Source organism: Bacillus thuringiensis, from assembly GCF_001182785.1.
Taxonomy (GTDB): Bacteria; Bacillota; Bacilli; order Bacillales; family Bacillaceae_G; genus Bacillus_A; species Bacillus_A thuringiensis_S.
The window spans coordinates 4617001-4634388 of sequence record NZ_CP012099.1; the positions used below are offsets into that span (position 1 = coordinate 4617001).

The window sequence follows — 17388 nt, forward strand, 5'->3', positions numbered from 1 at the left end:
AAAACGTAGATCATATTTTCTACGCTTTTTTCGGTAAATAGAAATAAAATAACACACCATCTTCTGTATTTCCTGCCCCATATTCAGCATCATGTAGTTCTAAAATATTCTTTGAAATGGCAAGCCCAAGCCCCGTCCCACCTTGTGAACGCTGACGAGCTGTATCCACTCGATAAAAACGATCCCAAATTTTATCTAATTGTTCTTCTTCAATGTGAGTACCTTTATTTTCAATGCACACTTTTATACGATCCTTCTCATCTATTGTAGAAATAATAATATCTTCTTTATTTGGTGTATAACGTATGGCATTCGTAATGAAATTCACGATGACTTGTTCAATCCGGCCTTGATTTGCAATCACTTCAAATGAACATATATTTTTATGAACACGAAGCTCTTTTTTCTCTATTTCCACAGATAGATGTTCACATATGTCTTCAATTACTGTATCAATATAAAACGAAGCCTTTTTCATTTTATATGTACCAGATTCAAATTTAGCTAACTCAAGCATATCCAAAATTAACGTATCCATTTTGTCTACTTCTCTCTCCATCGCCTGAAAATAATAATCCTTTTTATGCTCAGCTACCCCGTCTTTTAAAATAGAAATACAGCTTTTCATAATACTTAGCGGTGTTTTTAATTCATGTGAAACACCAGAAATGAATTCTTTTCGCGTCTTTTCTAACTTTCTTTCCTTTTCAATATCTTCTTCTAACTGCCCAATATGCGAATGGAGTTTATTTGATAGCACATTAATATTTTTCGATAAATCTCCAATTTCATCTTTTGAAGTAATCGGTATTTTTTCTGTAAAATCTAATTGTGCTATTTTCTTCGTCGTATCATTTATTTTTAATAACGGTTTTGCAATTTGTTTTGAATAATAAAACGAAGCTAAAAAAATAAGAACGACTACAAATGCAATGATATAGATGTAATAATCTTGCACCATTTGTACAGCTTCATCTACGGGCTGTAAAGAAGCCATCGCATAAATATATGTTACTGATCCATCTTTTTCTTTTATTGGTTTCATTAATAATTTATATTTTATATCATTCTTTTCATGGTCCATTGTCTTTGTTGAATACTCTATTTGATTACTCTCTTTTAGTAATACATCCGTTTGAAATTCTTTTATACTATCCAAAAATAAAGAGTTTTTATAAATTGGATTTACGGGGCCTTTTACATCTGGAAACTGTACTTTCGTAACACGCCCTCCTATGTAAACATCTGGTTCTTGGGCAGCTTGCTCCTGAACGGCTGGCCTCTTCTCCTTAACAACTTGTTCCCCGGTTGCTTTCTTTTTCTCCTCATATAATTTTCTCATTTTCTCATTAAATGCTTTTTCTAGCGGTTTATTAGATCCGCTTAAATTCTGTTTAGATAAAGAAAAAGAGAATGGAATAAAACTATCTTCTTTTCTCACTCCAGAAAAATAAATTTCTTGCCCTAAAAAATGCTCTGATAATTTATTATCAATCTCCTCTATATTGACGAGATTACCTAAGGGAATTTTGAATATTTGTTGTCCAAAGCTCTTTTGTTGCCTACGATCTATCGTTACTTCAAAATAAAAATCATCTGCATGTTTTAAATTCCCGTTCTTATCTAATGTCGTAATCCACGTATTATTTTCTCTTAAAAAGTCTTGCTCTAGTTTCTGAATTTCTTCTGCATTTCCTGCATGATTTAAATAGTTCTTCCCAAAGGAATTTAAATTCACTTTAATATCTTCCACTTTTCGATTCGCATAATATTGTTTAAAAAATATCGTTTGTCCAATAAATATCGTCGCTAAAATCAACATGCACAATGCTGTTGTAAGAGTAAATAATTTTAGTACAATTCCTTTCCTCATACATTGCCCTCAAATTTATAACCTGTGCGTACTACAGTTGTAATGTACTTTGCTTTCTCTCCTAATTTATTTCTTAAATTACGAATATGACTATTAACCGTTCGATCATCACCAGCAAATTCATATCCCCAAATTCTTGAAATGAGTTGTTCTCGCGTTAAAACGATTCCTTGATTTTTCATGAAATACGCTAATATTTCAAATTCTGTATGCGTTAAATTAATATCAGTTCGATTTACCGTAACAGTGCGCGACGGAAAATGAACGTGAATATCGTGGATCGATAATGTATCATCTTCATTCTCTAAAAGTTGCTTTGTCACTTTTCTGCTTTCTAACAACCTTTTCGCTCTTGCTAATAAAATTGGCGGACTATACGGCTTCGTCACATAGTCATTTGCCCCAAGTTCAAAACCAAGTAACGTATCGTCTTCATCTACGCGCGCCGTTAGCATAATAATAGGCACCTCGGACGTCTTTCGAATCCTTCGGCAAACAGACCATCCATCGAGTTCTGGCAACATAATATCTAAAATAACTAAATCAACCTCTTCTTCTTCAAATACAACTAAAGCCTCTTTCCCGTCCCTCGCTTCAAACACTACATATTGCTCACTTAAAAAATAATCTTTTAATATTTCACGTAATATGTCTTCATCTTCAACAATTAAAATGTTTTTTGACATAACTGATATATCCCCCTCCCGTTTTCAGAAACTATAATTTCACTTTGAATAACTGCCAGTTAACGTCGCCTCGATAATATATCTATCTGGTGCATCCCCTATATAATCAAATGGGTAACAAGTTGTCAGTGTTAATATCGGTTCTTCTTTTTTTATAATAACAGTACGATCATCCGCATGAGTAATCCATGTCTTTTGAATTTCATATGTGTACGTTTTATTATCATACTCTAAAACAAGAGTATCCTTTTCTTTCAACTCTCCTAAATCTGTAAATACAGTATCTCGATGTCCACTCAGTACAGTATGTCCTCCTCCAGATGGGGTTGTCGTTAAATCACTAACAAACATACCAACTCCTTTTTTCAAAGTCGCATCATCCGCTCCCCAATATATAGAAAACTTCTTCTTTATTTTCGGTATGTTTAACATCGCTACCTTTTCACCTTCTTTATGTTCTGTTTGAGAAGAAGGTATTTGAGAAGTTACAGGTGTTTCATGAGAAAGTTGAGTATCTTGTATATTTTTAAGGCTCTTTATTTCTTCTTTCGTTAATTCTTGAGCAGAGCTTTTTCCTTTATACCATTCCACAGCGTAATAGGATCCCATGAATAGCCCAATAGCCATCAATATGATACCGATATAATTGAGTAACTTCATTCTTCATCCCTCCATGCAAAAAATGGTAGGAGTAACCTACCATTTTTAATATATGAAATTATCCCATTCTTTATAGGAAAATATTTTATTTACACTTTAACCTTATTGCGACGATTCAAACCAAATAATGTACCTATCGCTACAAGACATGCACTTAATCCCATCATTGCTACATTATTTGATGCTGTATTTGGTAATTTTTCACCTTGTACAACTGGCTTTGCTACTTCTTTTTTAGCTATTTCATTCTTTTGCTCGACTTTTATCGCTGCTTCTTTTTTTGCCATATCATTTTTTAACTGTTCTTGCGCTATTCTCTTTTTCTCTTCTTCACTCTTTTTCTCAGCTTTTATTGCTTCCTCTTTTTTAGCCATATCATTTTTTTCTTGTACTTGTGCCGCTTGTTTTTTCTCTACTTCATTTTTTTGCTGTTCCTTAATTGCTTCTTCTTTTTTAGCTTTATCTTGTTGTACTTGCGCTTCTTCTTCCTTTGTTACTGTTCCAGTATCCGCACTCGCTACTGAAGAATATCCTACTGTTAAAAGTGCCATTGCACAAATTGGTAATAGTCTCTTTTTCATCTTCATTCTCTCCTTATATTTTATTCACATCAACTCGCATCGGATGTATTACTAGAATAAGCAAGAGATATAAATATAAGATGCAGATGAAATATATTTCATTTAAAGATTTCATTGTAGAAAAAGAAAAAAACATCGCAATATGTACGATGTTTTTTCGGGTGTGTGTCTCAATATTTACATGTTACTTTCGCGTGATTTGGAAGTAGAATGGGCCGGAGCGATAACTAATTGTCTCGGCTCAGTTTTCTTGAAGTGATTTTTGACGTTACACTTACGACGTTGAACAACCCACGCTTTAATAGGGTTTGTTAAAATAATCTTTTGCTCTTCGTTAGGGGCCTCTTCTTCAAACCTACAACTTTCGCTCCATTTATTCCATTTCATTGTAAATTTAGAAGAAGAATGATCATCTTCACGATCAAACAAGTGCAAAAAATCCATTTTTCCATCTAGCATTACGGTGTTACTAGTCGCTAAAAAAGAAAAGGTCGTCCAACGTTTCTCCATGCCCTCCTACTCCTTTTTCACATATAGAGTGCCTAAAACTTAATTTACCTAAAATATGCTTGCCTTTTACCTTACACCCATAGTTTATCCAAAATGCTATTATGCAACTATCGATTTGCCTTACAACTACCTTACATTTTTGTAAGAAACAAAAAAACCTTCACTCTATATAATGAAGGTTTCTTACTTGTTATCTATATGATCTCTCATATCATCAAGTCCAGCTTCTTTTAGCTGCGACATCATACCGTGCGAAATTGCTCCTAACACTAAAGTCATTCCAATTAATGAAATACGAATCGCAGGTACATCAATTACGTAAGCCAACAGGCCAAGAACAATTGTTAAAAGTAATGCTTTTATAAATGTTACACTTGTGTACTGTTTCTTCTTCATCATATTCACCCTTTATGGAAGCGTTTTCTCAATATGCTTAGTATATCATATCATCAGATGATTTTGTCGTTGTCTTTGTAAAAAATTACTATCTTCTTTGACTTTTTCTATTCTATCCTTTACAGTCGAAATGTTCGCAAGTTTTACACTGTAGGAGGATTACAATGAATATTGAAATAAAAGACACTTTAATTTCTGAAGAACAATTACAAGCAAAAGTGAAAGAATTAGCACTTCAAATCGAACGTGACTTTGAGGGAGAAGAAATCGTAGTTATCGCAGTATTAAAAGGTTCATTCGTATTTGCTGCTGATTTAATTCGTCACATTAAAAACGATGTAACAATTGACTTCATTTCTGCATCTAGTTACGGAAATCAAACAGAAACGACAGGAAAAGTGAAACTCCTAAAAGATATCGACGTAAACATTACTGGAAAAAACGTAATTGTTGTAGAAGATATTATCGATTCTGGTTTAACACTTCATTTCTTAAAAGACCACTTCTTTATGCATAAACCAAAGGCACTCAAGTTCTGTACATTACTTGATAAACCAGAACGCCGTAAAGTGGACTTAAAAGCTGAATATGTTGGCTTCCAAATTCCAGACGAATTTATCGTTGGCTACGGTATCGACTGTGCTGAGAAATATCGTAACTTACCATTTATCGCTTCAGTTGTAACGGAGTAATATAATAAAATAAGCTTCCATCAATTACTGATGGAAGTTTATTTTCTATCACGATTCGTAAAAGACAAAGGGAGAGAATAAAAATGACAAAGACAAAATTTGAAAAAGTACTCCTCATCGTAAATCCGAAAGCTGGTCAAGGTGACTTACATACAAATTTAACAAAAATCGTACCACCTCTTGCCGCAGCTTTTCCTGATCTACATATCCTTCATACGAAAAAACAAGGTGATGCAACAAAATATTGCCAAGAGTTTGCTAGTAAAGTAGATTTAATTATCGTCTTTGGTGGTGATGGAACAGTATTTGAATGCACAAATGGCTTAGCACCTCTCGAAACTAGACCTACACTTGCAATTATTCCAGGTGGAACTTGCAATGACTTCTCTCGCACACTTGGTGTTCCGCAAAACATTGCAGAAGCGGCAAAACTTATTACAAAAGAACATATAAAACCAGTTGACGTTGCAAAAGCAAATGGACAACATTTCTTAAACTTCTGGGGGATTGGTCTCGTATCTGAAGTATCAAACAATATCGATGCAGAAGAAAAAGCAAAGCTTGGTAAAATCGGTTACTATTTAAGTACAATTCGAACTGTAAAAAATGCTGAAACATTCCCGGTAAAAATTACTTATGACGGACAAGTATATGAAGACGAAGCTGTCCTTGTCATGGTTGGAAATGGTGAATATCTTGGTGGTATTCCATCCTTTATTCCGAACGTAAAATGTGATGACGGAACACTTGATATTTTCGTAGTCAAATCAACAGGTATTCAAGCATTTAAAGATTACATCGGAAAGAAACTGTTTGAAGACTCAAATGAAAATGACATCTTCCACGTAAAAGCGAAATCCATTCATATTGAAACGAAAGAAGAAAAAGAAGTAGATACAGATGGAGAAAGCTCGCTTCATACACCTTGTCACATTGAATTATTACCAGGACACTTTACGATGATTTATAATCCTGCGATTGTGTAATAAAAAAACGAGTGCTAGCACTCGTTTTTTTCTCTTCTAATCTAGTTATGTCGTTGAATCATTTCTTGTATTTCTTTAACTCTCTCTAAAGTAATTCCATTTCTTTGTTCGATCGCTAAAGAATGCTCGGTTGGCTCTAATTCAACATACGGTGCCGTTCCAACTTCTCTTATATGTACATTTGTTTTTAAATTTAATGTTTCTGGATAAACTGGTATTTCTACAGATAACCAACCAAAATAAGGATCACTATTTTCTCGGCCTCTCTCATCCCACTTTTCTAATACTTCATCATAACTTTCTTTACTAAGCGATACCCACACAGTCCATATGAAATTTTCGTGGTAATCAATGATAGGAATCTCTAAACAACCTCTAATAAAGTAATGTTCATCGTCCATTACGCAAATTTCTGATGTTAAATGGAAGCGTCCCTCTCTTTCATGAGGCGCTACCTCGTAATAATAATATGGTGCTTCACTTCCGTAGCATAGAGGTAGTGCAAAACGATTCATTTTTACTTTTCCCCCGGATTTTCTTCTTCTTTTCATTTATTATTCTTTCTCCTATCCTTTTCAGTCACAATCAAACTCTACCCAATTTCTCCAATGCGTATTAGAATCCTTCTTCACAATAACACTTGGATCTTTCTTCTCTATTGCAGCGGCTACTGATTGGAAGAATTCATTTTCACTTACTTTTTCGTCTTCAACATGTTTCCATTCTTCCGTTTCATACGCTACTTCCCAATTACCTTCTAAACCGAACTCTTCTAAAATCTCTTCTTTACTCCACCATAATAATGTTCTAACTTCTTCATTAGTAGCAAGCATACGCATGAAGTATGTTGGATAATGCTCTGCCGTTTGTACTTCTATTCCATTATCCACATACTCTTCTTCTGTAAATTCATATTCAAAATGATGCTCACGTACTTTTAAACTGCCGTTATAAATATTCGGTATAAATTCACCTTCATCATCAAACAACTCATAATCGCCATCATTTAATTGTAAAATGCAATCATCACCCATTGAATGAGTAATTCTATCTCCATATACTTGAATATCATTACATACACCTAATGAACTTACACCAACAAGTTGAAACACCATTAACCAATCCTTAGTATCTTTAAAGAAAAGAGAGAATTTCACTTGCGAAATATCCATATATTCATTATCAAATGCAGGAAATTCATAGTTACTTTGCTTTTTATCTAATAGTTTTAAAATATCTTTTTGCATATGTATCATCTTCACCTCGATATAAACAAAAATATTTTTTAAATTTCACTAGAGTATAACATAACCATACTTACCTGTGACATTCTAATAACACTACTAAAAAATAGAAGAATGGCTTGTTTGCATACTCTAGTTCTTTTTATGTACAATGAAGAAAAGAAGCACCTTCATATAAGGGAGAGGACAAACTTTGTTCAACCAACAGTTAGTTAATTTACGCATTGATTTTGCATTTAAACAATTGTTTGGTACGAATGGTAGTGAAGATATTCTAATTGCATTTTTAAATGCTATGTTACAAGAGTCTTTAGAGTCGCCCATTGCTTCTCTACAACTAGAAGATCCACATTTACACAGGGAATATGAAGAGGATAAGTTATCTATTTTAGACATTTCAGCGACATTAGACACAGGAACAAAAGTTAATGTAGAAATACAACTCAATAATAATCACGATATGGTTAAACGCAGTTTATATTATTGGGGAAGACTATACACATCTCAACTACAAAAAGGGATGCCCTACAGTGCACTTCACAAAACCATCACCATAAACTTACTAAACTTCGTAATGTTTTCGGAACACCCAGCCTTCCATACAACGAGCATATTATGGAATACACAACAACAAAAACTCCTAAGTGAAGACATAGAAATCCACATTATAGAAATTCCAAAGTTAACTGAACAATGGCATGAAGAAAAAGTAAATCCGTGGAAAGATCCATTTGTTCGTTGGCTTTTATTGCTTTCAGCAAATGAGGATGAGCACTTAACTAAACTATTGGAGGATATTGCTATGAACCAAGATCCTATTTTACAAAAAGCGATCAATAAATGGGAACGTATGAGTCAAGATTCTTCTTTCCGGCAAGCCTATGACGCAAGGGAGAAAGTTTTAATGGATGAAGCAGCAAAATTCGCCCATGCAGAGACAGAAGGAATAAAAAGAGGAATGGAACAAGGAATTAAAAAAGGGCTTGAAAAAGGCATTGAACAGGGCATTGAACAGGGCATTGAACAAGGCATTGAACAAGGCATTGAACAAGGCATTGAACAAGGCATTGAACAAGGCATTGAACAAGGCATTGAACAAGGCATTGAACAAGGCATTGAACAAGGCATTGAACAAGGCATTGAACAAGGCATTGAACAAGGCATTGAACAAGGCATTGAACAAGGTCGAAAAGAAGGAGTTCAACAGGGGAAAATTCAAATGATTAAAAATATGTATGATCTTGGTATACCACTTGAAACGATTGCTAAGGCAAGTAAATTAAGTTTGCATGAGATTGAGCATATTTTAGGACATAAATAGTCATAAAAAAAGAGCTTGAATAGTGAACTGCACCCCAATTGTTAGACACAGTCTAACAATTGGAGGTGCAGTTTTTCTATGGCTAAATTTACAGCTGATGAAAAAATACAAATCGTTCTACGTTATTTGAACGGAAATGAAAGTTATCGAGAACTGGGTAGATCGCTCGGTATAAGTGACACAATCATTTTGAATTGGGTAAACCAATATAAACAGAATGGTCTGGAAGCTTTTCTAAAACGATGTACAAATTACACACAACAATTTAAACTAGACGTACTAAACTTTATGATTGAAAACGGTATGTCCTTATTTGAGACGGCAGCTATCTTTAATATTCCTGCCCCTTCAACGATTTCTGTTTGGAAAAAACAGCTCGAAACACAAGGAATTGATGCCCTTCAATCTAAGAAAAAGGGGCGTCCATCCATGAAAAAAGATTCAAATAAACAATTAAAACAACCTTTAGCTGAAGGGTCAGTCGAAGCACTTGAAGCACGCATTAAACAGCTTGAGATGGAAAATGAGTACTTAAAAAAGTTAAATGCCTTAGTTCAAAACAAGGAAAAATCACAAAACAAGACAAAGCGCAAGTAGTCTATGAATTAAGGCATAAATATTCGGTCAAAGCACTCGTGGAGCTAGCTACTATTCCTCGAAGCACGTATTATGATTTAGTAAAGAAAATGAATCGTCCAGATGTAGATGCCGATTTGAAAGCTGAGATTAAAGCGATTTATGAGGAAAATGAAGGTCGTTATGGTTACCGTCGCATTCGTGATGAATTAACGAATCGTGGCCAGAAAGTGAACCACAAGAAGGTTCAGCGCATTATGAAAGAGCTTGGGTTAAAGTGTGTTGTGCGTATGAAGAAATATAAATCCTATAAAGGAAAAGTCGGTAGAATTGCACCTAATATTTTAGAGCGTAATTTTCATACAGATGCACCGAATCAAAAGTGGGTAACAGACATCACAGAGTTTAAATTGTTTGGAGAAAAACTGTATGTATCACCTGTATTAGATTTGTATAATGGTGAAATTATTACCTATACAATTGGTTCTAGACCGACGTATTCGCTTGTTTCAGACATGTTAGAGAAAGCATTGGAACGTTTACCCGAAACCCACCAGCTACTGATGCATTCGGATCAAGGATGGCATTATCAAATGAGACAGTACGTCCGGACACTTGAATCAAGAGCTATCGTCCAGAGTATGTCTCGAAAAGGAAACTGTTACGACAACGCAGTAATAGAAAATTTCTTTGGGATTATGAAGTCGGAGTTCCTCTACATAAAAGAATTTGAAAATGTAGAGCACTTTAAAATAGAATTAGAAAAATATATAGATTATTATAATACGAAACGGATTAAGGCAAAATTAAAAATGAGCCCGGTACAATACCGGACTCACTTTTATCAAGCTGCCTAATGAAATAACCGTGTCTAACTTTTAGGGGTCACTTCAATAGTTTCAAGCTCTTTTTTATCAACTCTCCTCAATATCATCCAATTGAGTCTTATAACATTCATCACACTCTGGCCTAGTAGGAAGAATCCCTCTTTCATCAGGTAATAAAACCCTCAAAACTTCTCGATCCATCTCTACAAAAGACTTCATAATAATGGAATATCCTTCAATAATATTCGTATACTCAATCCCTTGTTCAAACTTTTTTCCTCTCTTTATTTCTTCTATTATGGTACAAAAAACACTATGCGCGACTTCAGGATCCATATTTAATGCTATTTGTAAATCTTGATGATTAAAGTTATCTCTTAGACCATGCGTATGATAATTAGCATGGATGCCATCAATATCTTCTGCTAATATGCTATGCATGTACCATCCATACTCTTGTAGCATATTTTCTTCCCATTCATCTGCATCCTCTTCTAAATCTTCATCAAACAAATTCGGATCATACCACACGTCCTCGTAATCTCCAGCAATTAAAAATCTCCAACCAGGTGGTAACCCTAAATACTTCTTTATTTCAGGTGCCCATTCATCAATATGTTGAACGTGTAAAGGAAGAAAGAAATCTTCTTCTGTCCCCATTTCTTCACCAGCCCAAATGTACCAACCTGTCGTTCCGTTTTCTATAGGCATTCGTAACCCATTAATTGGAACGGTACTACTTTTCACATTTTGCGCTATCCCTAACTTAAAGTTATCTGGTGATTCTACATACTCCGCCCCATATTTTTCACATATGCGTAGTTGCTCTTTTATGTATTTCTTCATCCTCTTAGCATACTCTTCAATTTTTGAAATATAGATTTCTTTGACGAAGCACTCTCTAACTTCCATGCCCCACATGGATTATAAAATGGATCCTCTTGTTCATAACGTTCATCTATATAATGAGATAAAAGATACACTGGAGCATCTTCTGTGAAACTAATTGTATCTCCATCTTTCAAATTAGGTTTTTCCAATATATTATGTAGGTTAAAATCATTTAATAAATCTACAGCTACTTCCGGATCTATCCCTCCGTCTAAAACAACGTCTGGTAGATTAAATGCTTGCATTCCACATGAATAGTAACCGTCCTCTTCATCTCCGACTAAAGTTACAAGGTGCGAATACATCGGGAATATTTCCTTATTCTCTGCAAGCTCTTGCCATTCTTCTTTCGAATAAGCCACACCTGCTGTTTCAACTTTTAAAGCAAGTCCACCTGCATTTAAAAGTTCCATTCCTACATCAATTACTTCTTGTAATCTCTCTGTATCGTCAACTTTTGCAATAACATACACTGTATAAGTATGCTTCTCCAACTCCTGAAGCAATTCTTCATCAAAACGCTCACCACCTGCATAGAAGAAAGCCTCTCTCAAAGAAGGGTCTTGTTCATATATATCAATTTCAAAGCCAATCTCTTTCTCCTTATGGTGCATAACATTTCCCGCTAATATATAGTTACTTTTACTCACAACTTCTTGTATTAATTCTGTTCTATCTTTCCATAAACCAGGTACTCCAATAACGATTTGTGTCTCCATCATATGCACTCCACTTCTCATCTATTTTCAATCTATTCTTTCAATCTTCCAAACTAAATTAGCTGGGATATCTTTCTCTAAAAAGGTTAACATCCATACAGTTTTTCCTTTATCGTTCATCAGCAGTACTTTATGGTTTAACTTCCAAGCCACTTCACTAACATGATGAAACATCTTATACATATCTTCTTTGATAAGCTTTTCCTTTTTGATTAACCGCCTCGTTCTATACTCTCTTATTTCTAAGTACACGTCAGCATAAGCCACTTCATGCTGACATGTTATACTGCATACGTATTTTTTATTCGGACTACTCTTTTTTATATATACGAACTCGTTTCTATAATTCAATTCTAGTATCTTATTCTTCACTTTTTCTAACTCTTCTATATCCCAATCATATTTCACAGCTAAACGTTTCATTTCAACATGAACGATTTGAAGGGCTAATTCTTTTTTCTCTCTATCTGATAAATATGGAAAAGCCTTCACACTCTCATACTCCACAAAAACATTCATATATTCAGGGAAAATTCTATATTTCTTCTCCCACTCATCGAGTAATGAAATATCATCCACACAATGAATCAAAATCCCTTTCTCATAATCCATTCTTAACTTTGGCATATGTCGACAATATAAAGAAGTAATACTGCTCGTCTCTTTACCAAAAGAGATGTCTTCATCGTAGTTGCTTGTAGATGTTAACTGTAATGCCTCTATGTTTCTGGTATGCTCTTTTACTTTTAGAAAACTCAATTGTATATCTCTTATAACCGGCATTTGCTCTCTCCTCTTCGCAATACAACTATGAAATATCTTTGTTAATACGCCTTAATCAATTTCAAGCCAGCCCATTCCCATAGAAAGAAATAACAGTCCGATTACCAAAAAGAGACCCCCAGTTAAAAAATAGAATGGCGCTCCGTACAATGGATCACTAAATAACTCTATCAAATTTCCAGCTACTACTTTCCATTTCTCTCTCTTTGAATTTTTTTCTTTTAATTCTTTTATAAATCGATAAATACTGAAACTGATTAAAGTGATACCAATTAATAGACATCCTGCTATGATAAGAATTTCCAAATGTAACACTCCATTTAAATACCATCTTCATTTACACCTCATTTTAACTAAAAAAAGCGAAAGAGAACATAATTTTCACTATGCTCTCTTTCGCTTTTTCAAAAACTGTATACCTTATTTTCATTTACTAACAATCCTGAAATAAGAACGAACTGTTAAGTAATAATAACCAATATAAATAACACTATACACACCGATGCTAATTAGTAACGGAACTGCAATTTCATACGGAATCACTGTCGCTAATCCTTTTAGCGCAAATAAAGTGTGTAATATACCAACTACTAAAGGAATGAAGAAGATAAATCTCATTTGTTTTGCGATTGCTTTTTTCATTTCTTTTTTCGTGACACCTAGTTTTCGAAGAACGATGTAACGCTCACGATCTGCATGTGCTTCTGTCCTCTTTAAGTAACAGCATTGAGTATAGAGATATTTTCTTAAAAAGAAATGCACTAATCATAAAAAAGCCTGCAGTTGTTACACTGCAGACTTTCAAATGTTTAATAAATTGGTTAAGCTAAATATGCTTGTTGTAATGCCTCTAAACCATCTTTATAAATTCCATGGAATAGATTAATTGCCTCTTCATCAGTAACCTCTACAGGAGTGAAGCTACCAGACCATTCAACTAATGATGTGTTAGCATCTTTACCTTCTTTAACACGGATTGTAGATAAATAATTAGTTACAGGGAATGGTGCTTGCATAATTGAATATGTGTAGTAGCGCTCTTTCTCATTAAATGCTTCTAAACGTTCTACAATCGCATCGCCATCAGGATTAGCTAAATGACGTACACGTCCGCCTTCAGTTACTTTACTGCTAGGAATATACGGTAACCAATCTGGAAGTGCATCAAAACCTCCAATTAATTTCCATACTTGTTCAGGTGAAGCTGGAATTTCAATAGATGTAATAGTGTTTGCCATGTTAATTACTCTCCTTTTTATTTAACGTTGATTGGTAGTGGTGCATTAGCTGCAACCAATTTTTGTTCGCGCATTTCTTCCCAGAATGCTGCCGGAATCACTGTTTTCAATGCAGCTTGGTCTTCTGCAATTCGTTCCGGTTTACTTGCACCAGGAATAACAGCAGCAACTGCTGGATTAGCCAATGCAAATTGTAAAGCAGCAGCTTTAATACTGATTCCATGACGATCTGCAAGGTTTTTCATTTTATTAACTTTTGCAATGATTTCTGGTGACGCTTTTTGGTATTCGAAGTGAGCTCCTCCAGCAAGAACACCTGAGCTATATGGTCCACCAACAACAATGTCCATATTATTTTTTACAGCTGCAGGCATTACACGTTCTAATGCACGCTCATGGTCTAATAATGAATAGCGACCAGCTAGTAAAGATACATTTGGTTTTGCTTCTTCTAAGTCCAGCATAAGTTCAATTGATTCTACTTTATTCACTCCAAGTCCCCAGCCTTTAATTACACCTTCATCACGTAATTGCGTAAGTGCACGGAATGCTCCTGTTCGAGCAATTTCAAATTGTGAAATCCACTCATCTCCATAAAAATCTTGTGCTACGTCATGAATATAAACAAAATCTAGACGATCTGTTTTTAAACGTTTTAAACTGTCTTCAATAGAACGAAGAGTTGCGTCCGCACTGTAGTCATTGATAATTTTATTTTTACGACCAAATTCGAACAGTCCGCCTTTTTCACCTAAATCACGTGTAGATGGATCTTCCAATTCATCTGAAATAATTCGACCTACTTTTGTACTTAAGAAGTACTCATCACGATTTCTTTTCGATAGTGCTTCACCAAGACGAATCTCTGCTAAACCAGATCCATAAAGTGGAGCTGTATCAAAGTAACGAACACCATTATCCCAAGCGGCATCCACTGTTGCGATTGCTTCTTCTTCCGGAATATTACGGTACATATTACCTAGTGGTGCCGTACCAAAACCAAGTGTACCTTTTAATAAATCTTTCATTTAAAATCTCCTCCTAAAATTTATATAAAAATGATTAATGGATGTAAATAATGTGAAAAGGGATGACCGATCAAAACACGATAGTTATGAAAAATAACGTATATGCTTTTTAGTTCTACACTACTCATTTCCCTCTCACGTATGTAATTATGTCTTATCTACAACACAATAAAAAGTACGCACTTTAAAGTGTTATAGATACTAATAAGTAACAATTTTATGTTTCAACGTCTGTAGCTCCAAAATAAAATTATTAAAAATGATTTTATTTAAAAAAAACCACTATTCTTGTGGAGGTAACTATAGAAATTATCAGTGGAACATAGAAAGTTGTTATTATTCTTCATAAAAAAAGGCAACAACGAAATGAAATATGTTCGTTGTTGCCTTTTTACCTCCTCTAAAATATTAAATTACATTTTGAACAAAAAGGCGCAGCATTCCCTTTTCTAATTCTCGCATCACATTTTGGGCAATATACATATCTCTCTTCTATCTTTTCTCGTTCTATCATATGTAAGGATACTATTCTCATACTGCACATAATCCCAATCAATATAAGACTAACAATGAGTAGCATAACTCTCACTCCCCCTTCTACATGTTACCATAAAATAACAAAACCGATTCCCCTATTGAGAATCGGTTCTATACTTATAATCCTAACTTCACCTTCGCGCCATCAGGAATTATTTCTTCTTCTATTTGCACTTTATCGTGCACAGACTTTCCTCTCGTAATTACATGCCAGTAGGAACCTTTTTGCAGTGTATCCACTCCATCAATTGTTATCTCTTTTTTATTTCCATCCTTATCATATGTGTTCACTGTGTATGCACGGCCTTTATTTTCACCTAAATCTTCTCCATCGTTATCAATTACCGCATAACGATATTCTAATTTAAGAAACGGATTCATGGAATCCACTGCAGCATTCCCCTTTAATAAATATGCCGCTCCTGCGACGATAACCAGTAATGATCCAAAAATAAATCTTTTCATCTATATTCCGCCTTTCATTATGTTTTTCTATAAGACCTTTCTAAGTATAGAGAGCATTTCTTAATAAAAACTCGTACGGTTTCTTAACTTTTTCTTAATGTAACAGGGCTTTGCATCCGCACTTCAATAAATGAATCCATATTAATAATAAAAGGAGGCTTTCGCCTCCTTTATTTACTCATCACTGTATTTCTTTTTTGTCTGTATAAATAAAACACACTCACAATCAATGCAATACTTCCGCCAAAATACATACCATACTCTATCGCAACTGCTACAATTCTTTCAATATGTTGTCCAAATAAAGAACCTAGTACGAAATAAACGAGTGTCCAAACAAATCCTGTCGTATAAGAATACAAAGCATACGTCTTAAATGACATATTATTCATTCCAACTAAATACGGCACGATATGTCTTACACCTGGTATGAAATAGCTTGTAACTAACGCGTACTGTCCGTATTTATCAACCATTTCTTGTGATTTTATCAAATACTTCGCTTTTTTCTTTTTCATCAATTTATGGAGTACCTTCGTGCCAAATACCTTCCCTAATATATATCCTAAAGAAAGCCCTGATACAACACCTAAATATGTTAATACAAATGAAGGAACAACACTTAATATACCTACTGAAGATACGAAACCACCACTCATAACAATCATTTCATCTGGAATTGGCATACCGATAATACCTAACCATAAACAGAAAAATAATGCCCAATAACCGTATTGCTCGATATAGGATAATAATTCATGTAATTCCATTATGCATACGCTCTCCTTAGTTCTTTTTTACAACTAAAGACGTATGCTGGCGGGAAATTGAGCCATACTTTTTCTAGTGTAATTTTAGGGAAGAAATGCTGTATAAATCCTTTTTTCACAAGTGAATATTGAAATGTAATGAACTCACCATTCTCATGTATCGCTTCCATCGCATTGTTTAAAATGCGCTTTGAAACTTTTTCTGGTAAAGAAGTAAAAGGCAACCCTGATAAAATGTAATCAATGCATTCTATATTGAGCTCCTCCATATACTTCTTTATATTTTCAGCTGAACCGTGTACAACAATGACATTCTGCTCATCTTTAAACTTTCTTTTTAATTCTTTGAAAAATACTTCATTAATTTCAATAAGAAGAAATATTGTTTCCTTCTTTTTTCTCTTCATAATTTCTCTCGTGAAAACCCCTGTGCCAGGCCCTAACTCTACAATACATTTCGCTTTATTAAAATCAATTACATCGACCATTTTCTTTGCTAATATTTTTGAACTTGGCGCGATTGCACCAGTATGTTTTGGATGCTTTATAAATTCATGTAAAAATGTAATGAGCTGCATGTAAACCTCTCCTCATTCGTTCGATAG

Annotated in this window: 22 protein-coding genes and 1 pseudogene; 4 read left to right on the forward strand and 19 right to left on the reverse strand. The window is 34.4% G+C overall.

All coding sequences use genetic code 11. The features are described 5' to 3' along the window. Positions 1–19 precede the first annotated feature (19 nt). From AC241_RS23865 to AC241_RS23890, 6 genes are all read right to left on the reverse strand, one after another. Positions 20–1873, reverse strand: a complete 1854-nt coding sequence (locus tag AC241_RS23865) for a sensor histidine kinase (RefSeq protein WP_050844614.1) — start codon at positions 1871–1873, stop codon at positions 20–22. Continuing rightward, positions 1870–2559, reverse strand: a complete 690-nt coding sequence (locus AC241_RS23870; RefSeq protein WP_016079950.1) for a response regulator transcription factor — start codon at positions 2557–2559, stop codon at positions 1870–1872. Before AC241_RS23870 ends, AC241_RS23865 begins: the two co-directional genes overlap by 4 nt. A 39-nt stretch (positions 2560–2598) precedes the next feature. Beyond that, positions 2599–3219: a class D sortase gene (locus AC241_RS23875; protein WP_016079949.1), complete on the reverse strand. Its 621-nt coding sequence runs from the start codon at positions 3217–3219 to the stop codon at positions 2599–2601. Positions 3220–3308: 89 nt separating this feature from the next. After that, positions 3309–3800 (reverse strand): LPXTG cell wall anchor domain-containing protein, encoded by a 492-nt coding sequence (locus AC241_RS23880; RefSeq protein WP_050844615.1) that lies wholly within the window; start codon positions 3798–3800, stop codon positions 3309–3311. Positions 3801–3977: 177 nt separating this feature from the next. Next, complete coding sequence (locus tag AC241_RS23885; RefSeq protein ID WP_029443492.1) at positions 3978–4310, reverse strand: hypothetical protein; 333 nt, start codon at positions 4308–4310, stop codon at positions 3978–3980. A 183-nt stretch (positions 4311–4493) separates the two neighbouring features. Continuing rightward, a complete protein-coding gene (locus tag AC241_RS23890) occupies positions 4494–4709 on the reverse strand; it encodes a hypothetical protein (RefSeq protein WP_002041936.1) in 216 nt (71 codons plus the stop codon). Positions 4710–4870: 161 nt separating this feature from the next. Between AC241_RS23890 and hpt the strand changes: the two genes are divergently transcribed. After that, a complete protein-coding gene (hpt, locus tag AC241_RS23895; RefSeq protein WP_001019294.1) occupies positions 4871–5398 on the forward strand; it encodes a hypoxanthine phosphoribosyltransferase in 528 nt (175 codons plus the stop codon). Positions 5399–5481: 83 nt separating this feature from the next. After that, positions 5482–6384 (forward strand): diacylglycerol/lipid kinase family protein, encoded by a 903-nt coding sequence (locus AC241_RS23900; RefSeq protein ID WP_016079945.1) that lies wholly within the window; start codon positions 5482–5484, stop codon positions 6382–6384. A gap of 41 nt (positions 6385–6425) precedes the next feature. Here AC241_RS23900 and AC241_RS23905 read toward each other — a convergent pair whose 3' ends face one another. Continuing rightward, positions 6426–6935 (reverse strand): DUF2199 domain-containing protein, encoded by a 510-nt coding sequence (locus tag AC241_RS23905; protein ID WP_050844616.1) that lies wholly within the window; start codon positions 6933–6935, stop codon positions 6426–6428. 24 nt (positions 6936–6959) lie between these two features. Then, positions 6960–7631 carry a DUF7003 family protein gene (locus tag AC241_RS23910; protein ID WP_050844617.1) on the reverse strand — a complete coding sequence of 224 codons (672 nt, stop codon included), beginning with the start codon at positions 7629–7631 and terminating at the stop codon, positions 6960–6962. A gap of 190 nt (positions 7632–7821) precedes the next feature. Here AC241_RS23910 and AC241_RS23915 point away from each other — a divergent pair, with 190 nt between their 5' ends. Beyond that, a complete protein-coding gene (locus tag AC241_RS23915) occupies positions 7822–8949 on the forward strand; it encodes an Rpn family recombination-promoting nuclease/putative transposase (RefSeq protein ID WP_050844618.1) in 1128 nt (375 codons plus the stop codon). 78 nt (positions 8950–9027) lie between these two features. Then, a protein-coding gene (locus AC241_RS33330) for an IS3 family transposase (protein WP_098630116.1) occupies positions 9028–10382 on the forward strand; the annotation gives its coding sequence in 2 pieces (ribosomal slippage) (positions 9028–9481 and positions 9481–10382; 1356 coding nt in all). A 57-nt stretch (positions 10383–10439) separates the two neighbouring features. On the opposite strand, the gene AC241_RS23930 is transcribed toward AC241_RS33330, so the two are convergent. The 11 genes and pseudogenes from AC241_RS23930 to AC241_RS23980 all read right to left on the reverse strand — a co-directional run bounded on the left by AC241_RS23930 (position 10440) and on the right by AC241_RS23980 (position 17361). Next, on the reverse strand, positions 10440–11198 hold the full coding sequence (locus AC241_RS23930; RefSeq protein WP_050844619.1) for a DUF4262 domain-containing protein: 759 nt from the start codon (positions 11196–11198) through the stop codon (positions 10440–10442). Continuing rightward, the gene (locus AC241_RS23935; protein WP_050844620.1) at positions 11195–11962 is read right to left on the reverse strand and encodes a DUF4261 domain-containing protein; all 768 of its coding nucleotides are present in this window, start codon (positions 11960–11962) and stop codon (positions 11195–11197) included. Before AC241_RS23935 ends, AC241_RS23930 begins: the two co-directional genes overlap by 4 nt. 27 nt (positions 11963–11989) lie before the next feature. Then, positions 11990–12745, reverse strand: coding sequence for a hypothetical protein (locus AC241_RS23940; RefSeq protein ID WP_050844621.1), 756 nt, complete (start codon positions 12743–12745; stop codon positions 11990–11992). A 51-nt stretch (positions 12746–12796) separates the two neighbouring features. Next, positions 12797–13051, reverse strand: coding sequence for a hypothetical protein (locus AC241_RS23945; protein ID WP_050844622.1), 255 nt, complete (start codon positions 13049–13051; stop codon positions 12797–12799). A 120-nt stretch (positions 13052–13171) separates the two neighbouring features. Further along, positions 13172–13465 (reverse strand): annotated as a pseudogene (locus tag AC241_RS33335) (FtsX-like permease family protein); the annotation flags it as partial. A gap of 101 nt (positions 13466–13566) precedes the next feature. Then, entirely contained in the window at positions 13567–13983 is a 417-nt protein-coding gene (locus tag AC241_RS23955) for an SRPBCC family protein (RefSeq protein WP_016079934.1), read from the reverse strand. 17 nt (positions 13984–14000) lie between these two features. After that, positions 14001–15011 (reverse strand): aldo/keto reductase, encoded by a 1011-nt coding sequence (locus AC241_RS23960; protein WP_016079933.1) that lies wholly within the window; start codon positions 15009–15011, stop codon positions 14001–14003. Between the two features lie 400 nt (positions 15012–15411). Continuing rightward, positions 15412–15591: a hypothetical protein gene (locus tag AC241_RS23965; RefSeq protein WP_043935205.1), complete on the reverse strand. Its 180-nt coding sequence runs from the start codon at positions 15589–15591 to the stop codon at positions 15412–15414. A gap of 74 nt (positions 15592–15665) precedes the next feature. Next, positions 15666–16013 carry a YxeA family protein gene (locus AC241_RS23970; protein WP_016079931.1) on the reverse strand — a complete coding sequence of 116 codons (348 nt, stop codon included), beginning with the start codon at positions 16011–16013 and terminating at the stop codon, positions 15666–15668. A 170-nt stretch (positions 16014–16183) separates the two neighbouring features. After that, on the reverse strand, positions 16184–16783 hold the full coding sequence (locus AC241_RS23975; protein WP_050844623.1) for a DedA family protein: 600 nt from the start codon (positions 16781–16783) through the stop codon (positions 16184–16186). Further along, positions 16783–17361, reverse strand: a complete 579-nt coding sequence (locus tag AC241_RS23980; protein ID WP_043935204.1) for a class I SAM-dependent methyltransferase — start codon at positions 17359–17361, stop codon at positions 16783–16785. Before AC241_RS23980 ends, AC241_RS23975 begins: the two co-directional genes overlap by 1 nt. Positions 17362–17388: the final 27 nt, after the last annotated feature.